This window comes from Pediococcus parvulus, from assembly GCF_964063155.1.
Taxonomy (GTDB): Bacteria; Bacillota; Bacilli; order Lactobacillales; family Lactobacillaceae; genus Pediococcus; species Pediococcus parvulus.
On sequence record NZ_OZ061292.1, the window covers coordinates 302,896 to 325,970 of the forward strand.

Here is a 23,075-nt window from a genome sequence, read left to right on the forward strand (position 1 = left end):
GAGTGAAAAATGAACCTAAATTAGTCGATCAATTTGTGGATGAAATCCTGAAAAGGGGTACCTATCATGAATTGGACCGGCGCTATTTGATTAACCGAATTTTTGCGTTGGTCGGTGAACAGTCATTGACGTCTAAACAAACCGCCGTTGATTTGTTGCAGCTGCATGATTTGTTGATTGAAACGGCCATCCAAAATGGCAAGATTCAAGATAACCCAACGGAACGGGAAATTTTAGGTGCTGATCTTATGGACTTCGTGACCTCAACGCCTTATCAAGTAAATACTAAGTTTTGGGATCTGTATCAAAAAAGCCCGCAGTCGGCGACGGGTTACTTTTATAAGTTAAGTCGTGAAAATGATTATATTAAAACACGGGCAATCGCCAAGAATATTGAGTTTCCAGTGCCAACTGACTATGGCAAATTGGAAATTACAATTAATTTATCTAAACCAGAAAAGGATCCACGGGCGATTGCGTTGGCTCAAACGACGGTTTCAACGAGTTATCCGCAGTGTCAGTTGTGCATGGAAAATGAAGGTTACGAGGGCCGAGTCGGCTATCCAGCACGAGGCAATCACCGAATTGTGCGCATGCAATTGGATGGAGAAACGTGGGGCTTTCAGTATTCGCCGTACGCTTATTTTGCGGAGCACTGCATCTTTATTTCAGATGAGCATCGGCCAATGCACATTGATCGGCCTACCTTTCAGAACTTAATGGTGATTGTAAAATACTTTCCAGATTATTTTGTCGGTAGCAATGCAGACTTACCAATTGTTGGCGGTTCAATGCTGAGCCACGATCATTATCAAGGTGGTAAGCACGAGTTTCCAATGGCGGTAGCGGCAGTTGAAACACCATTTGAATTGACCGGGTTTGCGAATGTTTCGGCCGGTATTGTGAAATGGCCGATGTCGGTGATTCGCCTGAAGAGTGGGTCAGAATCGAGTTTAGTGGATGCGGCAACCAAAATTTTAAGAGTTTGGCAAGAATATGACGATCCTAAACGTGATATTCTGCATGAAACTGAGGGGGTGCAGCATCACACCATTACCCCGATTGTCCGAAAACGCGCGGGGCGATTTGAGATGGATTTGGTGTTGCGAGATAATCAAACGTCAAAACAATACCCAGACGGAATCTTTCATCCGCATCAAGATGTGCAACACATAAAAAAAGAAAATATCGGTCTGATTGAGGTTATGGGCCGAGCTATTTTGCCGGCGCGCCTGAAGAACGAATTGCAGGAAGTGGAACGTTACTTGTTAAACCAGCCTAATAAAATGAAAACCTACCATCAAACATGGGCCGAACGTTTACAAGCTAAGCATGATTTCACGACAGCAAACGTCGAACAGATTGTGGATCAAGAAGTGGGCCACGTCTTTTTACGTGTTTTGGAGGATGCCGGAGTTTTCAAACGTACTCCAGATGGGCAAGCAGGGTTTAAGCAGTTTATTCAAAAGGTTAACGCAACCGAACATTAGCCAAGACGTGACCAGTTTCATAGCAAAAACTGTAAGCCCTTTACTCGTTGAAATGCCTAAAAGATGTTAAAATTAGGATGTTAAATAATATGCAATTGGGGGAATTTTAAGATGAGCGAAAGCCGCTTAGATCCAAAACGATTTTCAAAAATATTAGTTGGGGTTGATGATTCCCCAGATGCACAGTTGGCATTTCGATTTGCGATGAATCGAGCTAAGCAAGACAATGCCGAACTCGATATTGTGTCTATTTTAGAACAGGATGATATCAATATTTACCAAGCGTTGAATAAAGATTATATTTTAGACAAACGTGATGAACTTGAAAAACATTTACAAGGTTATCGAAAAATTGCGGAAGAATTTGGTATTCGGAAAGTTGAAACCTACACGGCTGAAGGTGATGCCGGTGAAACGATTGTAAAAGATGTGATTCCGCACGTTAATCCGGATTTGTTAGTTATTGGTTCTTCATCTAAGTCCGGAGTTGCACGTTACTTTGGTAGTCAGGCATCCTATATGGCAAAGTATTCACCAGTTTCCGTATTGGTTATTCGTTAGTACAGAGGCGTTTGAATTTTAGTTTATAAGTAGTTAGAATGATTATTAGAAGCAAATAATTCTAAAAGAAGGCTTGAAATAATGGCAAAGCAAGTTTATAACGATTATTTTTTTGATGAGCCAGCATGGAATACGCATGATGGCGGATATGTGCCGCTTGAAGAGCCGACGACACCGCAACAAAAGCTGCATGTACCGGCAGTTTTGCAGCCTGATAAGGAAACCGACACGGATATGTATTACACCGTGACGGCCGAAGAGGGTGAAACGCAATTATTACCTGGTCCGAAAACGAAGACCTGGGGTTATAACGGCAGTTTGTTAGGCAAAACGATTATCTTCAAACGGGGAAAGACCATTCATATCACGTTGAAAAATGATCTCCATGAACTGACTACCTTTCACTGGCATGGTTTAAATGTGCCGGGGCCATATATTGATGGCGGCTGTCATGCGCCTGTTTATCCAGGTGAATCCAGTGACATTGAATTTGTTTGCAATCAGCCAGCGGCAACGCTTTGGCTTCATGCGCATCCATGCCCATCAACTGCCCAGCAAGTTTGGCACGGCTTGGCAACTCCAGTAGTTGTTCAAGACGATGTGGAATCCAAATTACCTTTACCACGTAATTATGGCGTGGACGACTTTCCACTAGTTTTGCAAGACCGCAATTTCCACGAGGATAATCAGTGGGATTATAAGGCAGATTATGATCCCGATGGCGTTCAGGGTAAAACCCCAATGATCAACGGAACGATCAATCCTTATATTGATGTCACGACCCAACGTGTTCGTTTACGTGTGCTGGATGGTGCTAACCGGCGGGAGTTCCGTCTGCATTTTAATGATGACTTGGAGTTTGCCCAAGTAGCTTCTGATGGTGGTATTATGCCAGAACCGGTCTATTTCACTAAAGTCATGCTGACCTGTGCCGAACGGGATGAGTTTATCGTTGATTTCGGCAAGTATCACGATGGCGATGAAGTGGCGTTAATGTCAGATGATGTGCCGTTGGTTCATTTCCGCATTCACCAATTTGCCAAAGACGAGACAAAGTTGCCAGATCATTTGGTTGATCAACCTAATTTGACCGTTACACCAGGGACCAAAACGCGCCATGTAGTGATGTCTGGGATGGACGAAGAAGTTGCAATTGATGGCAAGAAGTTTAACATGCAACGTATTGATGCGCGTCAAAAAGTTGGTGATGTCGTTTTATGGGATGTGACCAATACCAACGATATGGTGGGGGGCATGATTCATCCTTTCCATATTCACGGAACTCAATTTTTGGTCGTTTCCAGAAATGGGCATGCGCCATATCCAAACGAGTATGGTTGGAAGGATACGGTAAGTGTCAATCCAGATGAACATGTTCAGATTAAAGTGCGATTTGAGTACACCGGTGTCTATATGTATCACTGTCATATTATTGAACACGAAGATGGTGGTATGATGGCGCAGATTGAGTCGTATGATCCAGACCATCCAAAGACCTATAAGTTGATGGATATGGATACTTTGATGCATGCCTTCGCGAAGGAAAACAACATTGAACCAAAAGATTTGTGGCTTGGTGGCATGGGATCCTATGAAAAAATGGGCATGAAGATGTAAGGCTAAATTCTAAGTAACTAAAGGTTGAAACTACAAAAACTTATCTTGATGCTTGATACGAAAACGTTCATAGTATCAAAATTAGATTAAATTTCCGTCTTCTAGCAAATTTGGGCTGGAACGTAGTGCGAGTTCTTGCGGCCAAGCTTGCCACAAGAATCGACATCGACTGGAGCAAGAAAGATTTTCGGAACGAAAATCATCATTACTAGGCGGAATAGTGCGAGTTCTTGCGGCCAAGCTTGCCACAAGAATCGACATCGACAGGAGCAAGAAAGATTTTCGGAACGAAAATCATCATTACTAGGCGGGATAGTGCGAGTTCTTGCGGCCGAGCTTGCCACAAGAATCGACATCGACAGGAGCAAGAAAGATTTTCGGAACGAAAATCATCATTACTAGGCGGAATAGTGCGAGTTCTTGCGGCCGAGCTTGCCACAAGAATCGACATCGACAGGAGCAAGAAAGATTTTCGGAACGAAAATCATCATTACTAGGCGGAATAGTGGGCACGACTTGGAGCCGCAAACCACGTCTCCAAGCTCGGCCTTTATCTAAGCGAAACCTGCTAAGATAAACGACACTACTGAACCCATTTGCTTCCAGAGTAAGTCTAATGTTTGCAATCAACACACTGATATAGTAATTTTGATACTTTCAATAAATAAACAAAAAAATCCACTACCTGCCTAAAGTGCTCCATAATTGTTAGACAAGAAATCTAACAGTTATGGAGCACTTTTTCTATGGTCAAATATAGTTCAGAATTAAAAGCAGAAGTCGTTAGTGAATATCTTCAAGGTGACATTAGTATCAGTCTTCTTTCAAAGAAACGTAACTTGCCTCGAATACAAGTAGGTAGATGGATACAAAACTTTCGTTTGAGCGGCGCAGACGCTCTTAAACGAAGAAGAGTTAAACGAAGTTTCTCAGTTGAGTTTAAAGTTGATGTGATAAACTACTATCAAACTCATGATGAAACTTTAGCCGAAGTATCCGCAAAATTTGATGTTAATTCTTGTCAAATCAGTCTTTGGAGGACAGCCTTCAATCAGTATGGTATAGAAGCCTTGAAGCCTCATCCGAAAGGCAGAAAAACCAAAGTGAAACATAATAAGAAGAAATTACGTAAGTTAGTAAACAAGAACAAAATCGATCAACTTCGTGAAGAATTGACGAAAAAGAATCAAGAATTATATGATGCAAAATTGGAGAACGAAATCTTAAAAAAATCAATGACCCTGTTCGGAACCTCAAAGGACGAAAGAAAACACAAATAGTTGATCAGATCAGGGTCGAACAAGAGTCTCTTCCGAAATCTAACCGGTATAAAGTCGGCGATATTCTTAAGACCATTGGACTTAAGAAAGCGACTTATCATGATGAACGTAAACGTATCAAAAATTATGTAGATAAGTATGAAGATGTAAAAGTAGAGATACTAAAAATTGCCGAAAGCGGAAGATATCGCGGACGTCTAACCTACGGTTATCGTCGCGTTCAAGAAGAGCTCATTAAATTAGATATCCATCTATCAGACGCCGTAGTGCGTCGTTTGATGGATGAATTAAATGTTCAAGTAAGCCTTTATAACCGCCACAGAAATGGTAGATATTCATCTTATAAAGGTACAGTTGGAAAAGTGGCCCGTAATGTTCTACATCAGCATTTTAATGAAACCGTACCTTTCAAAGTATTACATACCGATGTTACACAAGTACGCTTGGCCGATACTAAGTGGGCTTACGTTTCAGCTATTACTGACGAAGCAAGCAAGGAAGTTTTAGCATTTCAAGTAAGTAATAGTCCTAACAGTAAACTAATTATGGATACACTCGATGAACTCACAGAAAATATTCCGGAAGGAATAAAACCAATAATTCATTCAGATCAAGGTTGGCATTACCAATTGAATTACTATACCGATAAACTCTCTGAAAAAAAATTTATACAAAGCATGTCTCGTAAGGGAAACTGTCTTGATAATGCGCCAATTGAAAGCTTCTTTCATCTTCTTAAAACAGAATGTCTTAATGGATTTCCACAGTGTAAAGATATTGGAGAATTCAAGGAAATCACAAAGAATTACGTCGATTGGTTTAACAATCGACGAATATCACAGAAAACAAAAGGCATGACTCCCTGCGAATACAGGGAACATGCCTTAGCAGTTTAAAAATATTCAATTTTGTCTAACTTTTGTGTTGCACTTTAGCCAAAATTTTTGGCGGTGGTGGATTTTTGCTTATGGATATTTTAGGTGCTGAAAAAAGTGGAGTTAACTTTTTGAACTAGGTATAAATGCCTCTCTAAATTTCAAAATATTCGTACAAATCATCGATCGTCAGCTTCTGTTTGTCTTCACCAGAAACGTCGATTTTAATCTGGCCCTTGTCCAAAACAATCAAACGATTACCATATTTTAAAGCATCTTCCAAATGGTGGGTGATCATCAAACAAGTTAGTTTATCCTCTTTGATTCGATCGTCAGTAGCCTGCAATAACTCTTGGCTAGTTTTGGGATCCAGAGCAGCTGTATGTTCATCCAGTAATAAAATATCAGGTCGTTTAATCGTCGCCATCAAGAAACTTAAAGCCTGCCGTTGACCACCAGAAAGCTCGCCAGCGGGAGTGTTTAAGCGATGGCTGAGATCATTTTCCATAGTTCCGGTTATTTCTTTAAAATGGGACATTTGACGTTTTAAACCGCGGAAAACCAATCCACGACGGGCACCACGTTTTTCTGCTAACAAAAGGTTTTCGGATACTGTCATTCGCGGTGCTGTACCTAACTTAGGATCTTGAAAAACTCGGCTAAGGAAACGCGTTCGTTTTTCTTCTGAAAGGTGGGTGATGTTCTGGCCTTTGACCAAAATTTGGCCTTCATCAACGGCTAAGTTGCCACCAATCGTATTAAACAAGGTGGATTTTCCGGCTCCGTTTGATCCTAGGATCGTGATGAAATCACCGGGGTACACTTTTAAATTAATGCCACGAAGAATCTTTTGCTCATCGGGGGTATGGCGATTTACATAAGTGGTCACGTTTTGCAGTTCTAAAATTGGATTAGTCATGATCTCGCACCTTCTTATCTGGGAGTGGCGTTTTAACGCTATTTTTAACAAATCGGTCTAAATGCAAAGCAGTGCGGAAGGTTGGTAACATCAAGCACAGCGCTAATACAATGGAAGAAATTAAGTTCAAATCGTTTGTACTGAACCCGAGTTGCAACACGATCAACAAGACAAAACGGTATAAAATGCTACCGCAAGTCACGGCGATTAACCGCTGATTCATGGATAAGTTACCGAAAACCACTTCGCCGATGATGATGGAAGCTAACCCGATAACGATGATTCCGATTCCCATGTTGACGTCGGCATAGCCATCACTTTGAGCAACTAAAGCACCAGATAGGGCGATCAAGCCGTTTGAAACCATTAAACCCATGATCTTCATGCTATCAATATGAATGCCAAGCGATTTTGCCATGGTTTCATTATCGCCAGTTGCGATGAAAGCTTGACCCAAGTTAGTTTGGAGAAACATACCTAACACGATGGTCACAATGATGACAATCAACAAGCCAAGGGAGACACTGTCGAAATATTTAGGCAAAGACTCTAAAAACGAATTGGTGAATAAACTTTGTTTTCCCAGCAAGGAGATGTTGGAAGTGCCCATAATGCGCAAGTTAATCGAATAGCAAGCGGTCATGACCAAAATGCCGGCTAACAAGATAGGAATGCGACCTTTGGTGTACAAAAGTCCGGTTGCTAAACCTGCCAGCATCCCAACCAGAATTGCTAGGAGGGTAGCTAAAATAGGTGACACGCCGTGGGTAATTGCGGCCACACAGACTGCGGCGCCCATGGGAAATGTGCCTTCAACTGTCATGTCAGGGAAATCGAGAATTCGGAAAGTTAGAAACAGTCCAATTCCCAAAATACCCCAGAGGAAACCTTGTCCGATTGCAGATGTTATTAAACTCATTTGAATAACTCCCCTTCCGTTTTGGCCGTTTTAAGTAATGAGTCAGGAATGTGAATTCCTAATTTCTTGGCCTGCTTTAAATTAATAGTTAATTCACCATGTTTGACGTATTCTACTGGTGTTTTGCTAATTTTCTTACCCTTAAGTAAACGGCCAGCCATGCGGCCAGTCATAATGCCCAATTTGTATTGGTTAACGCTGTAGGTTGCCACGCCACCTTGTTTGACCATGGTATCAACCGCGGGGAAGATCGGTACGTTAGCGTTATTCGCATTTTTGACGAGAGTCTGCATAGCACCGGCAATTGTATTGTCAGTGGGGACGTAGACGGCATCGACATTTTGTAACATGGTCTGTGAAACTTGGTTCAAATCATTAGAATTAGAAATCGAGTAAACTTTGTATTTAACGTTTTCTTGCCGGCAAAGCTTAGTAAACAATTTGTACTGTGCAACCGCTGAATTATCGCTGGAAGTATAGATAATGCCAAGTGTCTTAAGTTTTGGCATTAGTTTTCGAATTAAACCAAGTTGTTCTTTTAGTGGCGCCTGATCGGAAACACCGGTAATGTTGGCCTCAGGATGATCCTCGTTTTTGACTAGCCCGGCACCTTTAGGATCGGTGACGGCCCCTAAAACGATTGGCGTTTTCTTGGTCACATCAGCTAAAGCGAGTGATGAGGGGGTTGTAATCCCAATCATTAAATCGGCATTTTCGTTCTCGAACTTCTCACTCATGGATTTCAGGTTACTTTGATTTCCCTGAGCATTTTGATAATCGATCTTGACCGTTTTACCTTTGACATAGCCTTCATCTTTGAGTCCCGCGATGACTCCCTTTTGAATTTGTGCCAGGGCTGGTTGATTCATAAGTTGCAGAAGGCCAACTGTGGGGATCTTTGGCTTGGCAGTTTGTTTGGTGTTACTTTGAAAAAATGCAAAACCTAGAAAAATAAAAATTGCTGCGATAAATGTGATTAAGCGTTTCATATGGTTAACTCCTCGTATTATATGTTTTGAAACTTTGCTTCTTACTATTCACTACTCAAAATTAATGACCTGCCCATGGAATTGAATTTTTTAGAAAGAAAAAAGAACAATCCCATTGCAGGATTGTTCTTAATAAATCGAAAACAAAACCCACATGAATATTATAATCCATAAAGTGAACCCCCAAGGTTGGACAGAAAAATCCAATTTTGGGGGTTTCATTTATGAGTAAATTTAATTTCGATTTTAAAGTTAAGATTGTCACCGAGTATTTAAGTGGTCAGGCAGCTTATTCACTAGCGAGAAAGTATGGGATTGGCAGCAAGGCTACCGTTTCAATTTGGATTCAGCGATTTGAAAGATTTGGTATTAAAGGACTTCAGCCAAAAGCCATGGACTTAGAATACACTAGTCAGTTTAAAGTTGATGTATTAAACTGGAGGAAACAAAATCAGGCCTCACTTCCAGTAACCGCCTTACACTTTAATTTATCCTCGCCAAGTACAATTTGGCAATGGGAAAAGCGATTTGAGACATTAGGAATTAAAGGGCTTGAGCGAAAGCGAGGCAACTCGAAAAATATGGCAAAACACAAGAATGAGAACGCTAAACCAGTTGTCCAAAAGGACAACTCAACAACAAAAGATACTTTAAAGCAACTCCAAAAAGAGAATCAAATGTTGAAGATTGAGAATGAATACTTAAAAAAATTAGAAGCCTTAGCTCGGAAAAAATCAGCACAAAGGAAATCTCGAAAATAGCGACTGAGTTGAGGCAAATATTCCAAGTATCAATTAAATTGATTCTCAAAGTAATTAAAATACCGCGTAGCACGTATTACTACACTCGAAATCATGAAGGTCGAAAATTCAATGACGATCAAGTTATTCAAGCAATTGATGAAATTCGACAACAAGATTTAAAATACACAAAGAAGTACGGGTACCGTCGAATTACAAGTGCTCTGCATGATTTAGGATTTCAGATAAATCACAAGCGGGTTTTACGTATTATGCAAGAACATGCCTGGATATGTCATGCCTTTAATCGCCAAACTCGTAAATATAACTCGTATAAAGGATTAGTTGGTAGGATTGCCCCTAATCGGTTAAAGCGTCGCTTTAAGACCGACAGACCCTATCAAAAACTTGTAGCAGACGTCAGTGAATTTCGATATGGATCTATGGGAACAAATGAACGCGTTTATTTGGAACCGGTACTAGATTTATTCTCTGGAGAAATTTTAGCATTTAATATAAGTGAACATCCAACAGTTGAATTCGCCATTAAACCGCTCAAAGAAGCTTTAGAAGGACTTCCGGCACTAAATTATCGGACAACAGTTCATACTGACCAAGGCTTTCAGTATCAACATCGCCAATGGCGAACGCTCTTGAAAGAACATCATGCATTCCAAAGTATGTCTCGTAAAGCGACTTGCCTTGATAATGCAGTAATGGAGTCATTCTTTCATATTATGAAAGCAGAAATGATGGATGAACATTTTGAAGATAAAACTAGCCTAATTCAAGCAATGAAAGATTGGATAGACTTCTATAACAACCGTCGTATCAAAACAAAATTAAACGGCAAGCCCCCGGTAAAATACCGAGAACTCGCCGTTCAAAAAGCAGCTTAACAATTTGTCCAATTTTAAGGGTTCACTTCACCATGCGGGCTTTTTTCTACGTCAAAGTTAGCCGGCACAGATACGATCTGTATGCATCCAGGTCGTATCTTGCCAAAAGACAATCACAACCTAATTACCGGCTTTGCCAACGATTATTCAGTTGTGTGTTTGTCTTTGTCATATGCGTAACCAACTTTCTTTATTAATTGATTCTGAGTATAGGTAAGTTTTTGATGAGTGTCAAGATAAATTTGAAATTTTTTTGAGGTGTGCCTGGGTATGAAAAAAGCCTCTCAAACTTTGGACAGTTACCAGAGGCTTAATTCATATTTAAGTTGTTGTAAAAGTCCACCGTCTTAAACGGTAAGCTATTGGATCAGGATTTAGTCGCATAAATCTTGATCCTTTTTGATTACACCCATATTATAGAATTTTTGAAGTGCTAAATCAATAAATAACATATTAAGAAAGTGTTCTTGAAAAGAGAAGGATAACTCAATTTTCAGATGGATTCAACACATATCAATCATACAGATTAGGAAAGTGGTAGTTCCTCTGATTTCATAAATTGGTTTTACCATAGTTATTCCAAAATGGACGTGAATTACAAACCGTGCTATACTTTAGAAAAATTATAAAAGTGAGGGATCTGCCATTGAGAAATTAAGTTAATTCTGTTGAACCTGTTAGTGCACCTGTCATAGGGTGGACTGTGCAGCTTTTCAGGATTGGCTAATCTTTCTCGATGGGCAGGTCCTTTTTGTATGCTCATTTTTAGTCGGCCTGAAAAAGCTAGAAAAAATGAGGAATTTATATGTCTAAAATTGAAATTAAAAATCTAACATTTGGCTATGATACGCAGGGGAGTTTGCTGTTTGATCACGTCAATTTAAACCTGGATAGTAACTGGAAACTAGGATTGATAGGGCGCAATGGCCGCGGTAAAACAACTTTTTTGAATCTTCTCCAAAATAAATTAAATTATCAAGGACAAATTAGTGCCAATTTAGCCTTTGATTATTTCCCCCAAACAATTAAGAATCCACAGCAACTTACCTTCTTCGTCTTAAACGATTTGGGTGTTACTGAGCAGTGGAAAGTAGAACGCGAACTGAATTTATTGGGAACTGATCCTGATATTTTGTGGCGAGCCTTTACTACATTGTCCGGTGGTGAACAAACCAAAGTTCTCCTGGCTAGTTTATTTACTCAAACTGTGAATTTTCCTTTGATTGATGAACCGACTAATCATTTGGATATTAAAGCTCGTGAGCAGGTAGCTAATTATTTGAAACATAAGAAACAGGGTTTCATTGTGATTAGTCATGACCGCAAGTTTGTCGATGACACAGCCGACCATATTCTCTCAATCGAAAAGTCCAATATTTTAATGTATCAGGGCAATTTTGCCACTTACGAAGCCCAAAAAAAGTTGAGTGATACACATGAAGAGATGGAAAATGCCAAACTTAAGAAGAGCATTTCCCGGTTGAAACAGACAGCGGCTGAAAAGGCGGAATGGTCACGTTCTAAAGAAAGCGAAAAATATGGAAATCCCCACGTTAAGGGAAGTGGATCAATTGGCGATACAGGCGCGATTGGAGCCCGGGCAGCGCGTACCATGAAGCGAGCGTTAACCTTGCAAAAACACATGCAAAAAGATATTCAGGAAAAAGAAAAGCTGCTGAAAAATATTGAATATATTGATCCGCTGTCAATGAATTTTGTGCCAACCCATCATGATCGATTGTTGACGGTTAAAGATCTTACCTTGAGTTATCCAGATTCTGAAAGTTCCTTGTTTGATCCCATTTCGTTTGAGATTAAAAAAGGCAATCGGGTGGGAATCGTTGGCCCCAATGGTGCAGGAAAATCCACCTTGATTCGGGCAATTCTTGGTCAGTTTGCCGGCAAGGTCTCTGGTGAAATCGGGCAACCACAACATTTAAACGTTAGTTACGTGCGCCAAAGTTATGACGACAACCGAGGTACGTTAACTGAATTTGCGGAAACAAATCACCTAGATTATCAGGAGTTTTTGAATAATCTCCATAAATTGGGGCTCGAACGCAATGTGTTTACAACTAAAATTGAGCACATGAGTATGGGACAGCAAAAGAAAGTGGAGTTGGCAAAATCATTGTCGGTGCCGGCGGAATTCTATTTGTGGGATGAACCGTTGAATTATCTGGATATTTTTAATCAAGAACAGTTAGAAACCCTGATTAAAACGGTTAAACCCTCTATGCTGATCGTGGAACACGACCGGGAGTTTATCCAGCATGTGACAACGGATGTGGTGGAGCTGAAAACGGTTGGATAAATGAGCCTAATTCTGAAAAATGGCAGTATCTAAATGCGAGATATGATAAAATGAATTAAACAAATATACTTTGAGCTTTATAAGTATATACAAATTTAAGGGGATTTTTAAAAATGGTTCATTTAATTTATACCGCTGTATTAACGATTATTGGTATTTTTTGTATCTTCGTTCCGCTATGGCTGTTGATGCGCGCTAACAAATCAATTTCAATGAAGGTGCTCCCTACAGAAGACGACACTAAAGTGTTCTACACGTATGTTTGGTTTTACGAAACTGGGAAATTAGAAGTTCTGAATGGGGATGCTTATCAGGTAGGCAAAGAAATTCAGGCAACAAATGCTGGCAAGTATGTCATCAAAGAGGTCAACAAAGAAGTATTGTTCATGGGAATGCAACGCAAATATGAATTTGTTTTAGGCTAAAAAAAATGGCGATTCGCAATTAAGCGGATCACCATTTTTGTTTATTTTGATTTCTCTTCTTTAAGCTTCCAAGCTTTGTAAAGATCATAGCTGAACAGAATAAAGATTGCAATTGTACTTACGGTAGTAATTGTAAGGCCAAACGAGACGAAATCAATGATTGACAGCAATAACATAAATATTGCACCGATTAAACTGATAATGATTTTTCTGTTCATAGTTATTCACGACCTAAGCATTTTGTTCTTCAGCTTGTACCTTTGCAACACGTTCACTGATCTTCATAAATGGAAGGTAGAGAACAACACCAAGTGCGATGATAACAAATTGCACAACAGGTGCACGCCAATCACCGGCAGTTGCTAGATAAGGGCCAATTAGTGGTGGAGTAGTCCAAGGTACTAACACGACGGTTCGTCGTACCAAACCAACGAGGGTTGCGTAGTAGCCAATAATACTACCAATAGTTGGGAACAAGATGAATGGAATCATCATTGGTAAGTTGAAGACAATTGGATAACCAAAGATCATTGGTTCGTTAATATTGAACAGTCCAGGAGCTAATGATAAGTTAGCAACTTGACGTGAAGATTTAACCTTACTGAAAATTAAAATAGCAATAATCAAAGAAATTGTACTTCCTGAACCACCAATCATAGCGTAGCTACTTACAAATGAAGTAGTGATGATGTTTGGAATATGTGCGAATGAATGTGAAGTTGCATATGCAGTCATGTTAGCATTCATATTGATTAAAACTAGAGGATCCATCAAAGTACCAGAAATAACAGTTTGGTGAATACCTAAAGTAAATAGGAAGTTGGCAGCTGTATAAATTACACAAAATCCAACAATGTTAGTATTGAAACCACGTAATGGTTCCTGAACCCAAGTCTTAATTAAGTTGATCAAATCGGCATTGAAGAAGCCTGCAAGTAACGCAGCAATCAAAGCGAATAATGACATTAAGATTAAAGCGGGTAGTAAAACACTAAATGATGAAGAAACTGCAGGCGGAACGTTATCGCCTAAATGGATCTGTAAACTCTTGTAACTTGATAACTTAATAAAAATACCAGTTGCAAGTAATCCAACAATAATACCACCAAACATACCTTGTGTACCGGTGTTTAAGTAACTAAGACCGCCAGTAACAGCTGACATTTTTGCACCAGCTGAGGCAACAGTTCCTAGAGAAACCGTCTGAGGCATCATGATCATTAAACAAGCTAATGACATGGCAGATGCAGCGATTGGGTTAGAGAAGCCCTTATTTTTAGCAAGTGCATATCCAATCATAGGGGCTACCAACAAACCGGCAACCTGTAAGGTACCATTATTAATGGCATTTCCGAAAACCTGGACCTTTGCTAAAGTTTCACCATGGAAGATCCATGTGAATACGGTATTATTGAGCAATACACCAAGACCAGCGATGATAAAGACGGGTAAAATAACCGCGAAAGCATCACGTAATGATCGAAGGTAAACCCAGTTACCGACTTTAACGGAGACTTCGGTAAACTTTGCAATAAAACCCGAGTTCTCAAGTTTTTCGCTTGAGCTTTGGTTCTTATCTTCACTCATAAGTTTTTTCCTCCTTTTATATTAAAACAATTTACGCTAAGTCATTTCCGTTTGAGGCGATGACTTTTTTAAACCAACCATAACTCTTCTTTGGAATTCGTTTCATGTCACGTAAATCGTGATTACCACGGTTGACATAAACCATGCCGTAACGTTTTTCCATGTTTCCTGATGAACTTGGAATATCAATCAAACCCCAACCCAGATAACCAATGACGGGAACACCGTCTTCAAACATGGCATCTTTCATTGCTTGGATATGTGCACGGTGATAATTGATTCGGTAATCATCTTGAATTTCATGACCATCGTAAGTTTCACGGACACCAATTCCGTTTTCAATTGGAAACATTGGAACGCCATAACTGTTGTAAGTCTTTGTGAGAATATCACGGAAACCAAGTGGGTCAATGGACCATCCCCATTCGGAAACTTTTAAGAATGGATTTTCTTTGCCGCCAGCGTCTAGATAATAATTTGGGAGGGTATTATCTGGAACGACCGAACTGCTAATTGTGACGCTTTGATAATAGCTGAATGCAATAAAGTCACTTGATAATTGATTAAATACGTTCTGGTCAGCGTCAGTGAAATCCATGTTAATGCCGTGATTCTTCACGAAAGTGAGAACTTCGTTTGAATAACGACCGTGGACAAAAACATCTAACAAATTACGGTTTAAAAATTCGTCGATCTGACGTGCATATTGCACATCCTTTGGTAAGGATGATGCAGGATAAACTTCGCTATAAGCTAACATGCCACCAATCAAGTTGTCAGTTTGTTTATGTAAATAATTGGCAACTCCTGCATGGGCCAACATCACGTGATGTGAGATTTGGTAAAGTTCATCATCTGTTCGCTCGCCTTTAAGATAGCCGGCAATTCGGAATGTTTCCGAAGTGGAGTACAAGTTTTGCTCGTTAAAGGTGATCCAATATTTGACACGATCACCAAAGCAATCGACCATCTTTTTACCATAATTGACAAATGAATCAACCACATGACGATCCAAGAAGCCGTTATACTTCTCAGCCAAATGAAGCGGCATATCAAAATGGTAGAGACAAATCATTGGTTGAATATGCCGTGCCAATAATTCGTTAATCAAATTGTCGTAGAACTTGATTCCTTCTTCGTTAAATTCGCCATCGCCGTCTGGATTGACACGACTCCAAGAAATCTGGAATCGATAACAATTCATTCCTTGATTAGCCATCAGATCGAGATCTTCTGGATAATTGTGGTAATCATCGATTGCAACTTTCCAATCTGAAGAGTTTTCTGTTGCAGGAAATGTATCGTAGACGGATTTTCCTTTTCCGCCTTCGTTATAACCTCCTTCCGTTTGCATACTTGATACTGAATTTCCCCAAAGAAAACCTTTGGGCATCTCTTTTGTCATGATTCAATCTCCCTCTTTCTTGAATACGCTTTCATTATATATCCATATTCGTCTCTATGTAAAGGCTTTTATTTAAAAAGTATATACATCTGTGAAATAACTAGAAATTATAAATATACGGATGTATGAAATATGGGGAGAAAAGGTTAGAATGGGGATAATAAGAATAGTGGGGATAAATATGTATAAATATCAGCAAATATCAGAAAAGATTCGAAAAAAAATAGTGAATGGAAACTTTAAAGCAGGGGGGTTGCTACCAGATCAAAATAAGCTGGCAAGGGACTTTGGGACGACCCGAATTACAATTAGGAAGGCCATTCAGGCCCTAATTATTGAAGGAATCGTGTATACAAAACGTGGTGCAGGAACCTTTGTGCGCAAAGATTACATGCAAAACTTAGATGATATGGGAAATGCCATTGATAAGCCTTTGGGAACAACTCATACTCATCCAAACAAAAAAGTAACCAGTAAGGTTTTGTCTTTAAATGCGCGTTTACCAACTAACGAAGAACAAAGTAGCTTGATGATTTCTTCTACAGAGCCCGTTTATGTGATTGAACGAGTGCGTTACATCGATAATAAAGTTTACAGTTATGAACACACGATTATGCCAACAGCGGTTGCAGAAATTACTGAAGATGTCTTACATCACTCCATTTATCAATATTTAACCGATGAATGTCATCTCACAATTACTGGTTCTCATCGAATCGTGCGTGCTGCAAAAGCGACGCAAAAAGATGTTGAAGCCATGGGAGTCGAAAAAGATGAACCCGTTTTGGTGATTGAACAGGTCAGTTATTTGGAAGATGGGGAACCTTTTGAATTCTCAGAATCTCATTTCCCTTATCAAACCAACCAAGTTACGGCCGACATTGACTTAAATGTATAGCAAAAAGCTTTACCGCAGATTAATACGGTAAAGCTTTTTTACATACCCAAATAGTTAATTTCCCGACTGATTAGCTGCATGAAAGTAGAAGCTTAAATTTGGGTAGACATAAATTGTTTGTGAAAAGTTAAATAATACGTCGTTATTATAGTAATTAGATTGCTGCAAGGTCATACAAGCTGTTTTGGGTTCCAAGCCCAACAAGTTAGCGGCTTCACTGGATAACCGGTCTTGAGATAAATATTGATCACTATTATTAATCCGAATTCCATATTTTTCTTTGATGTAATCGAAAATGGAATGATTAATACTAGACAAGCTTAGTGAAGGAACCTCGCTTTTGACATAGTACGCATATTCCAAACTGTATAACTGCTTATCCACATAACGAAGACGAATAACCCGATACAATGCTGCACCATTTCGTGTGCTAAATTCTTTTGCCAAAGCTTCATCAGCATGAATCTCATCAAAAGTTACAATTTTAGAAGTCATATTTTTGTGATAACGTGATCGACTGGCACCCATGGTTAAATTAACAACTGTTTTTTCTGCCTGGCTAATATCATTCACAAAATAACCGCTACCTTGGACCCGGCGAACTAGGCCCTTTTGTGCCACAATATCGATGGCCTTCCGAATTGTATTGCGACTGACATTATAACGTTCCATCAGTTGATGTTCCGTTGGAAGCTTTAGTTTAAATAACTTATTTTCGATTGAATGAATAAGATCATCAGCAATGTCATGATACATTCAGATTTCCTCCGTTCCCCATAGTGGCTTGATTTGTATTCTATTTGTACCTACCATTCATCTTCCGATTGTAATGAAAACGGTTTAATAGTCAACCACTTTAGTGTAAAAAGAACATATTTTTTTAAATTAGTACAAGTTTTTAGGTACAAAATGGACAAAATAGCTGATCATCAATTAATGAATAAAGGACCAATTATATTCAGAAAAAAATAAAAAAGTTTGATAATTCCTGTGATGAGGGGGATAACGGGCCATTGCAAATTTTTTTCGATTATTAAGCTTGTAAAATTTGTACCTACGAGTTACAATGCAATTGTAATGAAAGCGGTTTAAAAAGTAAATCGCTCGAGAACAAAAAATAAGACAAATTATTAGGAGTGAGCATTATGGCAGAGAAAACAATTATGTTAGTTTGTGCAGCAGGTATGTCAACAAGTCTTTTGGTATCAAAAATGCAAAAGGCCGCAGCAGCAGAGGGTGTTGATGCAGAGATTTTTGCAACAGCAGCTTCAGATGCAAATAACAAGTTGGAAGAGAAACATCCAGACATCTTAATGCTCGGACCACAAGTTCGTTATATGGAAAATAATTTCAAGAGCAAATTGGATATTCCAGTTGAAGTAATCAATATGCAAGATTACGGGATGATGAACGGTGAAAAAGTGTTGGCAGAAGCATTTAAGACATTGGGTGTGAAATAAGACAGAGTGGTAAACAAAGTGGGTAGCTCACGAGTACTAGCCTAGATTAGGAAATGATTCACGTATTTTGTGAATTGTTTTCTAATCGTAGCTAGACGGAATGAGCTGCTTTGGTTAGCACGTTTCAGCCCCAACAACGCAAACAATTTTGAAAGCGGAAACAGAAATTGCTTCCGTTTTTACATAATCCAGAAGGAGAATTACAGAAAATGGCCGAAGAAGAAAAAGAACAGAACTTAGAAGCAATCATGGGATTAATTATGAATGGTGGGAATGCAAAGAGTTCTGCATTCGAAGCAATTAATGCCGCAAAAAAAGGTGATTTTAAAACCGCCGATGCAAAATTAAAAGAGTCCGATCACTTCTTAACAGAAGCACACAATTCACAAACTGGTATGTTGACTGATGAAGCAAACGGGAAACATGCTAAGGTCACATTATTAACAGTTCACTCTCAAGATCATATTATGAATGCCATCACATTCCGTGATTTGGCTGGTGAAATTGTTGATCTTTACAAACGACTTGATAACGTCAAAGTCGAAGATTAGAAACTCGAAAGGGCAGCCAAGTCTTTAGGTGGTTGCCCTTTTTTAAATAAAAATGAGGTGTAGAAAATATGAGTGAACAAAAAATGCGTATGCCAGAAGGCTTTTTATGGGGCGGTGCTGTTGCAGCCCATCAATTAGAAGGCGGTTGGCAAGAAGGCGGTAAGGGTGTCAGTATTGCCGATGTCATGACGGCTGGAGATAAAGATCATCCCCGTCGCGTAACTGATGGTGTTAAAAAAGGTGAAGTTTACCCTAATCATTGGGGAATTGATTTTTACCATCGTTATCCAGAAGACATCAAGCTATTTGCTGAAATGGGATTCAAATGTTTCCGGACATCAATTGCTTGGACACGAATCTTCCCTAACGGCGATGAAACAGAGCCTAACGAAGAGGGACTCCAATTTTATGATGACTTATTTGATGAGTTATTAAAGTACAACATTCAACCTGTTATTACTTTGTCTCATTTTGAAATGCCTTATCATTTGGTTAAAGAGTACGGCGGCTGGTCAAATCGAAAGTTGATTGGGTTCTTCTTAAATTACGCGGAAGCAGTTTTCAAACGTTATAAGAATAAAGTTAAGTATTGGATGACTTTCAACGAAATTAACAACCAAACTACTTGGGATGATCCACACCCAATGCTGCAAAACTCCGGGTTACAACTTGGTAAAGATGATAACTGGGAAGAATCAATGTACCAGGCCGCTCATTATGAAATGGTAGCTAGTGCCAAGGCTGTAAAGTTAGGACATCAAATTAATCCTGATTTCCAGATTGGTGACATGATTGCGATGTGTCCCATTTATCCTTTGACGGCTGATCCTAAAGATATCATGATGGCAGAACGGGCAATGCAAACGCGTTACTACTATGGCGATGTGCAGGCTAACGGTTTCTATCCTAACTGGGTACCTAAGTATTGGGCTCGCAAAGGCTTCAAGATTGATCGTACGGAACAGGATGCTAAGGATTTGCGTGAAGGCACTGCTGATTACGTTGGCTTCAGTTACTACATGTCATTTGTAACGAAGTACAAGGCTGACAATCCGGATTATGTTTATACAGAATCTAAGGATCAAGTTGATAATCCTTATACTGAAAAATCAGATTGGGGCTGGCAAATTGATCCTGTTGGTTTGCGGTATTCTATGAACTGGATGCAGGATCGTTGGCATAAACCAATGTTTATCGTTGAAAATGGTTTTGGCGCTTATGACAAGAAAGAAGCTGATGGTAGTGTTCACGATGATTACCGGATCAGCTACTTCCATGACCACATTGAAGCAATGGAAAAAGCCGTTGTTGAAGATGGCGTTGATCTGATTGGTTACACACCGTGGGGCTGCATTGATTTGATTTCAGCCAGCACTGGTGAAATGAAGAAACGCTATGGCTTTATTTACGTAGATCAAGATGACGAAGGTAATGGTTCTTTGGCCCGTTCTAAGAAAGATTCCTTTGATTGGTTTAAGAAAGTAATTGCTTCGAATGGTGAAGATATTTCCGAAAAATAAAACGCTATAAAATGAGTTTAATTTAAATAAATTAGAAAAACAGTCAGTAAAAGTTTCTGTGGCTGTTTTTTTAGTCTGAAACATGTTCCACAACCGAAGACAAAGTGCTATTCTATAGAGGTAATCAGGGGAAGGTGTAAATGATGTTTCCGTATGAAAGAGTGAAATTGTTAAATCAGTTGGAACTAAGCATCTACAAATATATCATTGCGCATCCTGTGGAAGTTGAAGGGATGACGATTCGTCAGTTAGCCAAAAAAAGCCATGTGTCACCGACAACGATTTTGCGTTTTTTGCACAAAATGGATTTTGACGGCTACTCAGAGTTTAAGTATGCGCTCAAACGGCAGCAAAAAATGCAAACTGAGCAACCCAAACAGCAACGAAATGTCCCAATGAGTCAATTTTTTGATCAGTTAAACGACGCCCATTTTCTGGATAAGATTCAACAAGCGGCTAATTATATAATTGAGGCGGATACCAGTTTGTTGTTTGGTCTGGGAACCAGTGGCAGCTTGGCACAGTATGGCGCCCGGTTATTGGCTAACTATGGGATTTACACCTTAAGTATTACGGATCCGTTTCAGCCAAAGCCATTAGCACGTCGTGATTTTTCAGATACCTTGTTACTATTGTTATCCGTTTCAGGTGAAACTGCTCAGGTCCTGCAACAGGCTAAATTCTATCAAGAAAATGGCGCAAAAACGATGGCCATTACGGCCAATCGCTATTCAACCTTAGCTCAATTGGTAGATTTCAATATTTCCTATAACGTGCCAGAAGTCTTGATGGCGGATCTTAATTTAACATCTCAAATTCCAGTGGTCTTCTTGCTTGAACAAATCGGAATCAAGGCCCATAAAGATTTATTAAAAGTAGCACAAATTCCAAAAGATTCCATTTTTTAATAAAAATTCGAATTTTGAGGATGGCTCAAATATTGGACCAGACCAATTTTGAGATAGTCAATAGACTAGTGATGTTCTCTATGAACTAAAAGCATACCAATTGATACCATGAAACATGTTACGCTTAGTGACATGTTTTTTTTAACAAAAAATTAAACTTTTTGAGTGAAATAGGTAGGCACAAATCTAAAAATGTGGTATATTGTAAACGATGAAACCGCATACAATAGGTTTCAAATAAACTTTGTCACTTGCAAAATTATAATTATAATTTGACAGATTTTGCTATTCATATAACGTTGCAAGTGATAAATTGGGAGGGTTTTATATGAGTGAGAAGAAGGAAAACGGCTTCGTGCAAAATACACTTATTCCCTTAGCTGGGAAGATGGCTGCTTCTCGTCATTTGGTTGCTCTTCGTGATGGATTTGCACTGGTAATGCCACTAATCATTATTGGTTCTGTCTTCATGATCGTCAGTCAGTTTCCAATTCCGGCCTACATCAATTGGATGAGTTCGGTATTTGGTCCTAACTGGGCAACAGTTGTTGGTTGGGCGACAAACGCAACATTCAATATTATCGGAATGGTTGCCTGCATTGGTATTTCGTATCAATTAGCTAAGTCGTATGACGGTGTTGATGCACTGTCAGCAAGTATTATTTCGTTAGGTGCTTTCTTACTAACAATTCCTCTAACTACGGATAAGGCCGGTAACACATTCGTGCCTTTGACCATGTTAGGTTCAATGGGATTGTTTGAAGCACTATTAGTTGGATTATTCATTACTGATTTTTATGTATGGATGATTCATAAGAACTGGCAGTTCCATATGCCAGATACAGTTCCACCCGCAGTTGGGAATGCGTTCTCTGCATTGATTCCTGGCTTCGTCATTATTGCTTTAGTTTGGTTACTTCGTATCGGAATTGGATTCACATTCTTCAAGACAATTCCAAATATCATTACAGTTATCTTAGCTAAACCTTTGACAGCCGTTGGTGGTACTATCTGGGGAGCTCTTGTTGCTGAATTCTTCGTTTCATTCCTTTGGCTATTTGGTATTCATGGTGCTAACGTTGTTGGTGGTATCATGGCACCAATCTGGTTAGGCCAAATGGGACAAAACGCTGCTGCTGTTAAAGCAAACAAACCTATTCCAAACGTTGTTAGTCAACAATTCTTTGATAACTTCGTCCATGCCGGTGGTTCTGGTGAAACTATTTCCTTAGCTTTGATGATGTTATTCTTTGCTAAATCAGCTAACTTGAAGGCTATTGGCCGTTTAGCTGGTGCACCTGCAATCTTCAACATTAACGAACCTATTATGTTTGGTTTACCAATTGTTTTGAACCCTGTTATGGCAATTCCATTTATCGTTGTCCCATTGGTAACAGTTATTATTACTTATGTTTCAATGAAGACTGGTATTGTTGCACGGACAATGGGTATTGCGGTTCCTTGGACAACGCCGCCAATTATTTCAGGTTGGTTGGCAACAGGTCACATTTCTGGTGCGGTTCTTCAGTTAGTTAACTTCGTGGTTGGTGGTGCCATTTGGTATCCATTCTTCAAGATTGCTGACCGTCAAGCATTGAAACAAGAAAAAGAAATTGCTGACAAAGAAGCTGCTGCAAAAAACTAAACATTAGTTTTTAAACCTAATAAAATCTGTCGAATCTTCTTTTCGGCAGATTTTTTGGTAAAAAGGACAGAGT

General features: G+C 39.4%; 22 protein-coding genes. 15 read left to right on the forward strand and 7 right to left on the reverse strand.

Annotated elements, in window-relative coordinates; translation table 11 throughout:
- Positions 1–2: 2 nt before the first annotated feature.
- From AB3217_RS01435 to AB3217_RS01455, 5 genes are all read left to right on the forward strand, one after another.
- A complete protein-coding gene (locus AB3217_RS01435) occupies positions 3–1,490 on the forward strand; it encodes a UDP-glucose--hexose-1-phosphate uridylyltransferase (protein ID WP_367365573.1) in 1,488 nt (495 codons plus the stop codon).
- A 111-nt stretch (positions 1,491–1,601) separates the two neighbouring features.
- Positions 1,602–2,051, forward strand: coding sequence for a universal stress protein (locus AB3217_RS01440; protein WP_057783380.1), 450 nt, complete (start codon positions 1,602–1,604; stop codon positions 2,049–2,051).
- An 81-nt stretch (positions 2,052–2,132) separates the two neighbouring features.
- Positions 2,133–3,668: a multicopper oxidase family protein gene (locus AB3217_RS01445; protein WP_367365574.1), complete on the forward strand. Its 1,536-nt coding sequence runs from the start codon at positions 2,133–2,135 to the stop codon at positions 3,666–3,668.
- Between the two features lie 746 nt (positions 3,669–4,414).
- Positions 4,415–4,948 carry a transposase gene (locus AB3217_RS01450; RefSeq protein ID WP_367365575.1) on the forward strand — a complete coding sequence of 178 codons (534 nt, stop codon included), beginning with the start codon at positions 4,415–4,417 and terminating at the stop codon, positions 4,946–4,948.
- The gene (locus AB3217_RS01455; RefSeq protein WP_229923107.1) at positions 4,945–5,844 is read left to right on the forward strand and encodes an IS3 family transposase; all 900 of its coding nucleotides are present in this window, start codon (positions 4,945–4,947) and stop codon (positions 5,842–5,844) included. Before AB3217_RS01450 ends, AB3217_RS01455 begins: the two co-directional genes overlap by 4 nt.
- A 133-nt stretch (positions 5,845–5,977) precedes the next feature.
- Here AB3217_RS01455 and AB3217_RS01460 read toward each other — a convergent pair whose 3' ends face one another.
- From AB3217_RS01460 to trpX, 3 genes are read right to left on the reverse strand one after another with little or no spacing between them, the layout of a single operon-like run.
- Positions 5,978–6,742, reverse strand: coding sequence for an ABC transporter ATP-binding protein (locus AB3217_RS01460; RefSeq protein ID WP_367365131.1), 765 nt, complete (start codon positions 6,740–6,742; stop codon positions 5,978–5,980).
- A complete protein-coding gene (locus AB3217_RS01465; RefSeq protein WP_057783373.1) occupies positions 6,735–7,661 on the reverse strand; it encodes an ABC transporter permease in 927 nt (308 codons plus the stop codon). The genes AB3217_RS01460 and AB3217_RS01465 overlap by 8 nt, the downstream gene beginning before the upstream one ends.
- On the reverse strand, positions 7,658–8,650 hold the full coding sequence (trpX, locus tag AB3217_RS01470; protein ID WP_260267132.1) for a tryptophan ABC transporter substrate-binding protein: 993 nt from the start codon (positions 8,648–8,650) through the stop codon (positions 7,658–7,660). Before trpX ends, AB3217_RS01465 begins: the two co-directional genes overlap by 4 nt.
- 224 nt (positions 8,651–8,874) lie before the next feature.
- Between trpX and AB3217_RS01475 the strand changes: the two genes are divergently transcribed.
- From AB3217_RS01475 to AB3217_RS01490, 4 genes are all read left to right on the forward strand, one after another.
- Complete coding sequence (locus tag AB3217_RS01475) at positions 8,875–9,411, forward strand: helix-turn-helix domain-containing protein (RefSeq protein WP_057785073.1); 537 nt, start codon at positions 8,875–8,877, stop codon at positions 9,409–9,411.
- A complete protein-coding gene (locus tag AB3217_RS01480) occupies positions 9,408–10,289 on the forward strand; it encodes an IS3 family transposase (RefSeq protein WP_232310845.1) in 882 nt (293 codons plus the stop codon). Before AB3217_RS01475 ends, AB3217_RS01480 begins: the two co-directional genes overlap by 4 nt.
- An 805-nt stretch (positions 10,290–11,094) precedes the next feature.
- Positions 11,095–12,603, forward strand: coding sequence for a ribosomal protection-like ABC-F family protein (gene abc-f / locus AB3217_RS01485; protein WP_367365576.1), 1,509 nt, complete (start codon positions 11,095–11,097; stop codon positions 12,601–12,603).
- Between the two features lie 113 nt (positions 12,604–12,716).
- A complete protein-coding gene (locus tag AB3217_RS01490) occupies positions 12,717–13,028 on the forward strand; it encodes a hypothetical protein (protein ID WP_367365577.1) in 312 nt (103 codons plus the stop codon).
- A 41-nt stretch (positions 13,029–13,069) separates the two neighbouring features.
- Here AB3217_RS01490 and AB3217_RS01495 read toward each other — a convergent pair whose 3' ends face one another.
- The 3 genes from AB3217_RS01495 to AB3217_RS01505 are packed head-to-tail and all read right to left on the reverse strand — an operon-like array spanning position 13,070 to position 16,020.
- Positions 13,070–13,246: a hypothetical protein gene (locus AB3217_RS01495; RefSeq protein ID WP_157077560.1), complete on the reverse strand. Its 177-nt coding sequence runs from the start codon at positions 13,244–13,246 to the stop codon at positions 13,070–13,072.
- Between the two features lie 13 nt (positions 13,247–13,259).
- Entirely contained in the window at positions 13,260–14,615 is a 1,356-nt protein-coding gene (locus tag AB3217_RS01500) for a PTS sugar transporter subunit IIC (RefSeq protein WP_367365578.1), read from the reverse strand.
- 31 nt (positions 14,616–14,646) lie between these two features.
- Positions 14,647–16,020, reverse strand: coding sequence for a glycoside hydrolase family 1 protein (locus AB3217_RS01505; RefSeq protein ID WP_057783367.1), 1,374 nt, complete (start codon positions 16,018–16,020; stop codon positions 14,647–14,649).
- A gap of 181 nt (positions 16,021–16,201) precedes the next feature.
- Here AB3217_RS01505 and AB3217_RS01510 point away from each other — a divergent pair, with 181 nt between their 5' ends.
- On the forward strand, positions 16,202–16,918 hold the full coding sequence (locus tag AB3217_RS01510; protein ID WP_057783365.1) for a GntR family transcriptional regulator: 717 nt from the start codon (positions 16,202–16,204) through the stop codon (positions 16,916–16,918).
- A gap of 54 nt (positions 16,919–16,972) precedes the next feature.
- On the opposite strand, the gene AB3217_RS01515 is transcribed toward AB3217_RS01510, so the two are convergent.
- Positions 16,973–17,674: a GntR family transcriptional regulator gene (locus tag AB3217_RS01515; RefSeq protein ID WP_260267145.1), complete on the reverse strand. Its 702-nt coding sequence runs from the start codon at positions 17,672–17,674 to the stop codon at positions 16,973–16,975.
- A 389-nt stretch (positions 17,675–18,063) separates the two neighbouring features.
- Between AB3217_RS01515 and AB3217_RS01520 the strand changes: the two genes are divergently transcribed.
- The 5 genes from AB3217_RS01520 (at position 18,064) to celB (ending at position 23,002) form a co-directional block, all read left to right on the forward strand.
- The gene (locus tag AB3217_RS01520; RefSeq protein ID WP_057783362.1) at positions 18,064–18,378 is read left to right on the forward strand and encodes a PTS sugar transporter subunit IIB; all 315 of its coding nucleotides are present in this window, start codon (positions 18,064–18,066) and stop codon (positions 18,376–18,378) included.
- Between the two features lie 209 nt (positions 18,379–18,587).
- Positions 18,588–18,929, forward strand: a complete 342-nt coding sequence (locus AB3217_RS01525; RefSeq protein ID WP_260267149.1) for a PTS lactose/cellobiose transporter subunit IIA — start codon at positions 18,588–18,590, stop codon at positions 18,927–18,929.
- Positions 18,930–18,997: 68 nt separating this feature from the next.
- Positions 18,998–20,449, forward strand: a complete 1,452-nt coding sequence (locus tag AB3217_RS01530; protein WP_057783358.1) for a 6-phospho-beta-glucosidase — start codon at positions 18,998–19,000, stop codon at positions 20,447–20,449.
- 161 nt (positions 20,450–20,610) lie between these two features.
- Positions 20,611–21,357 (forward strand): MurR/RpiR family transcriptional regulator, encoded by a 747-nt coding sequence (locus AB3217_RS01535; protein ID WP_367365579.1) that lies wholly within the window; start codon positions 20,611–20,613, stop codon positions 21,355–21,357.
- Positions 21,358–21,685: 328 nt separating this feature from the next.
- A complete protein-coding gene (gene celB, locus AB3217_RS01540; protein ID WP_367365580.1) occupies positions 21,686–23,002 on the forward strand; it encodes a PTS cellobiose transporter subunit IIC in 1,317 nt (438 codons plus the stop codon).
- Positions 23,003–23,075 lie beyond the last annotated feature (73 nt).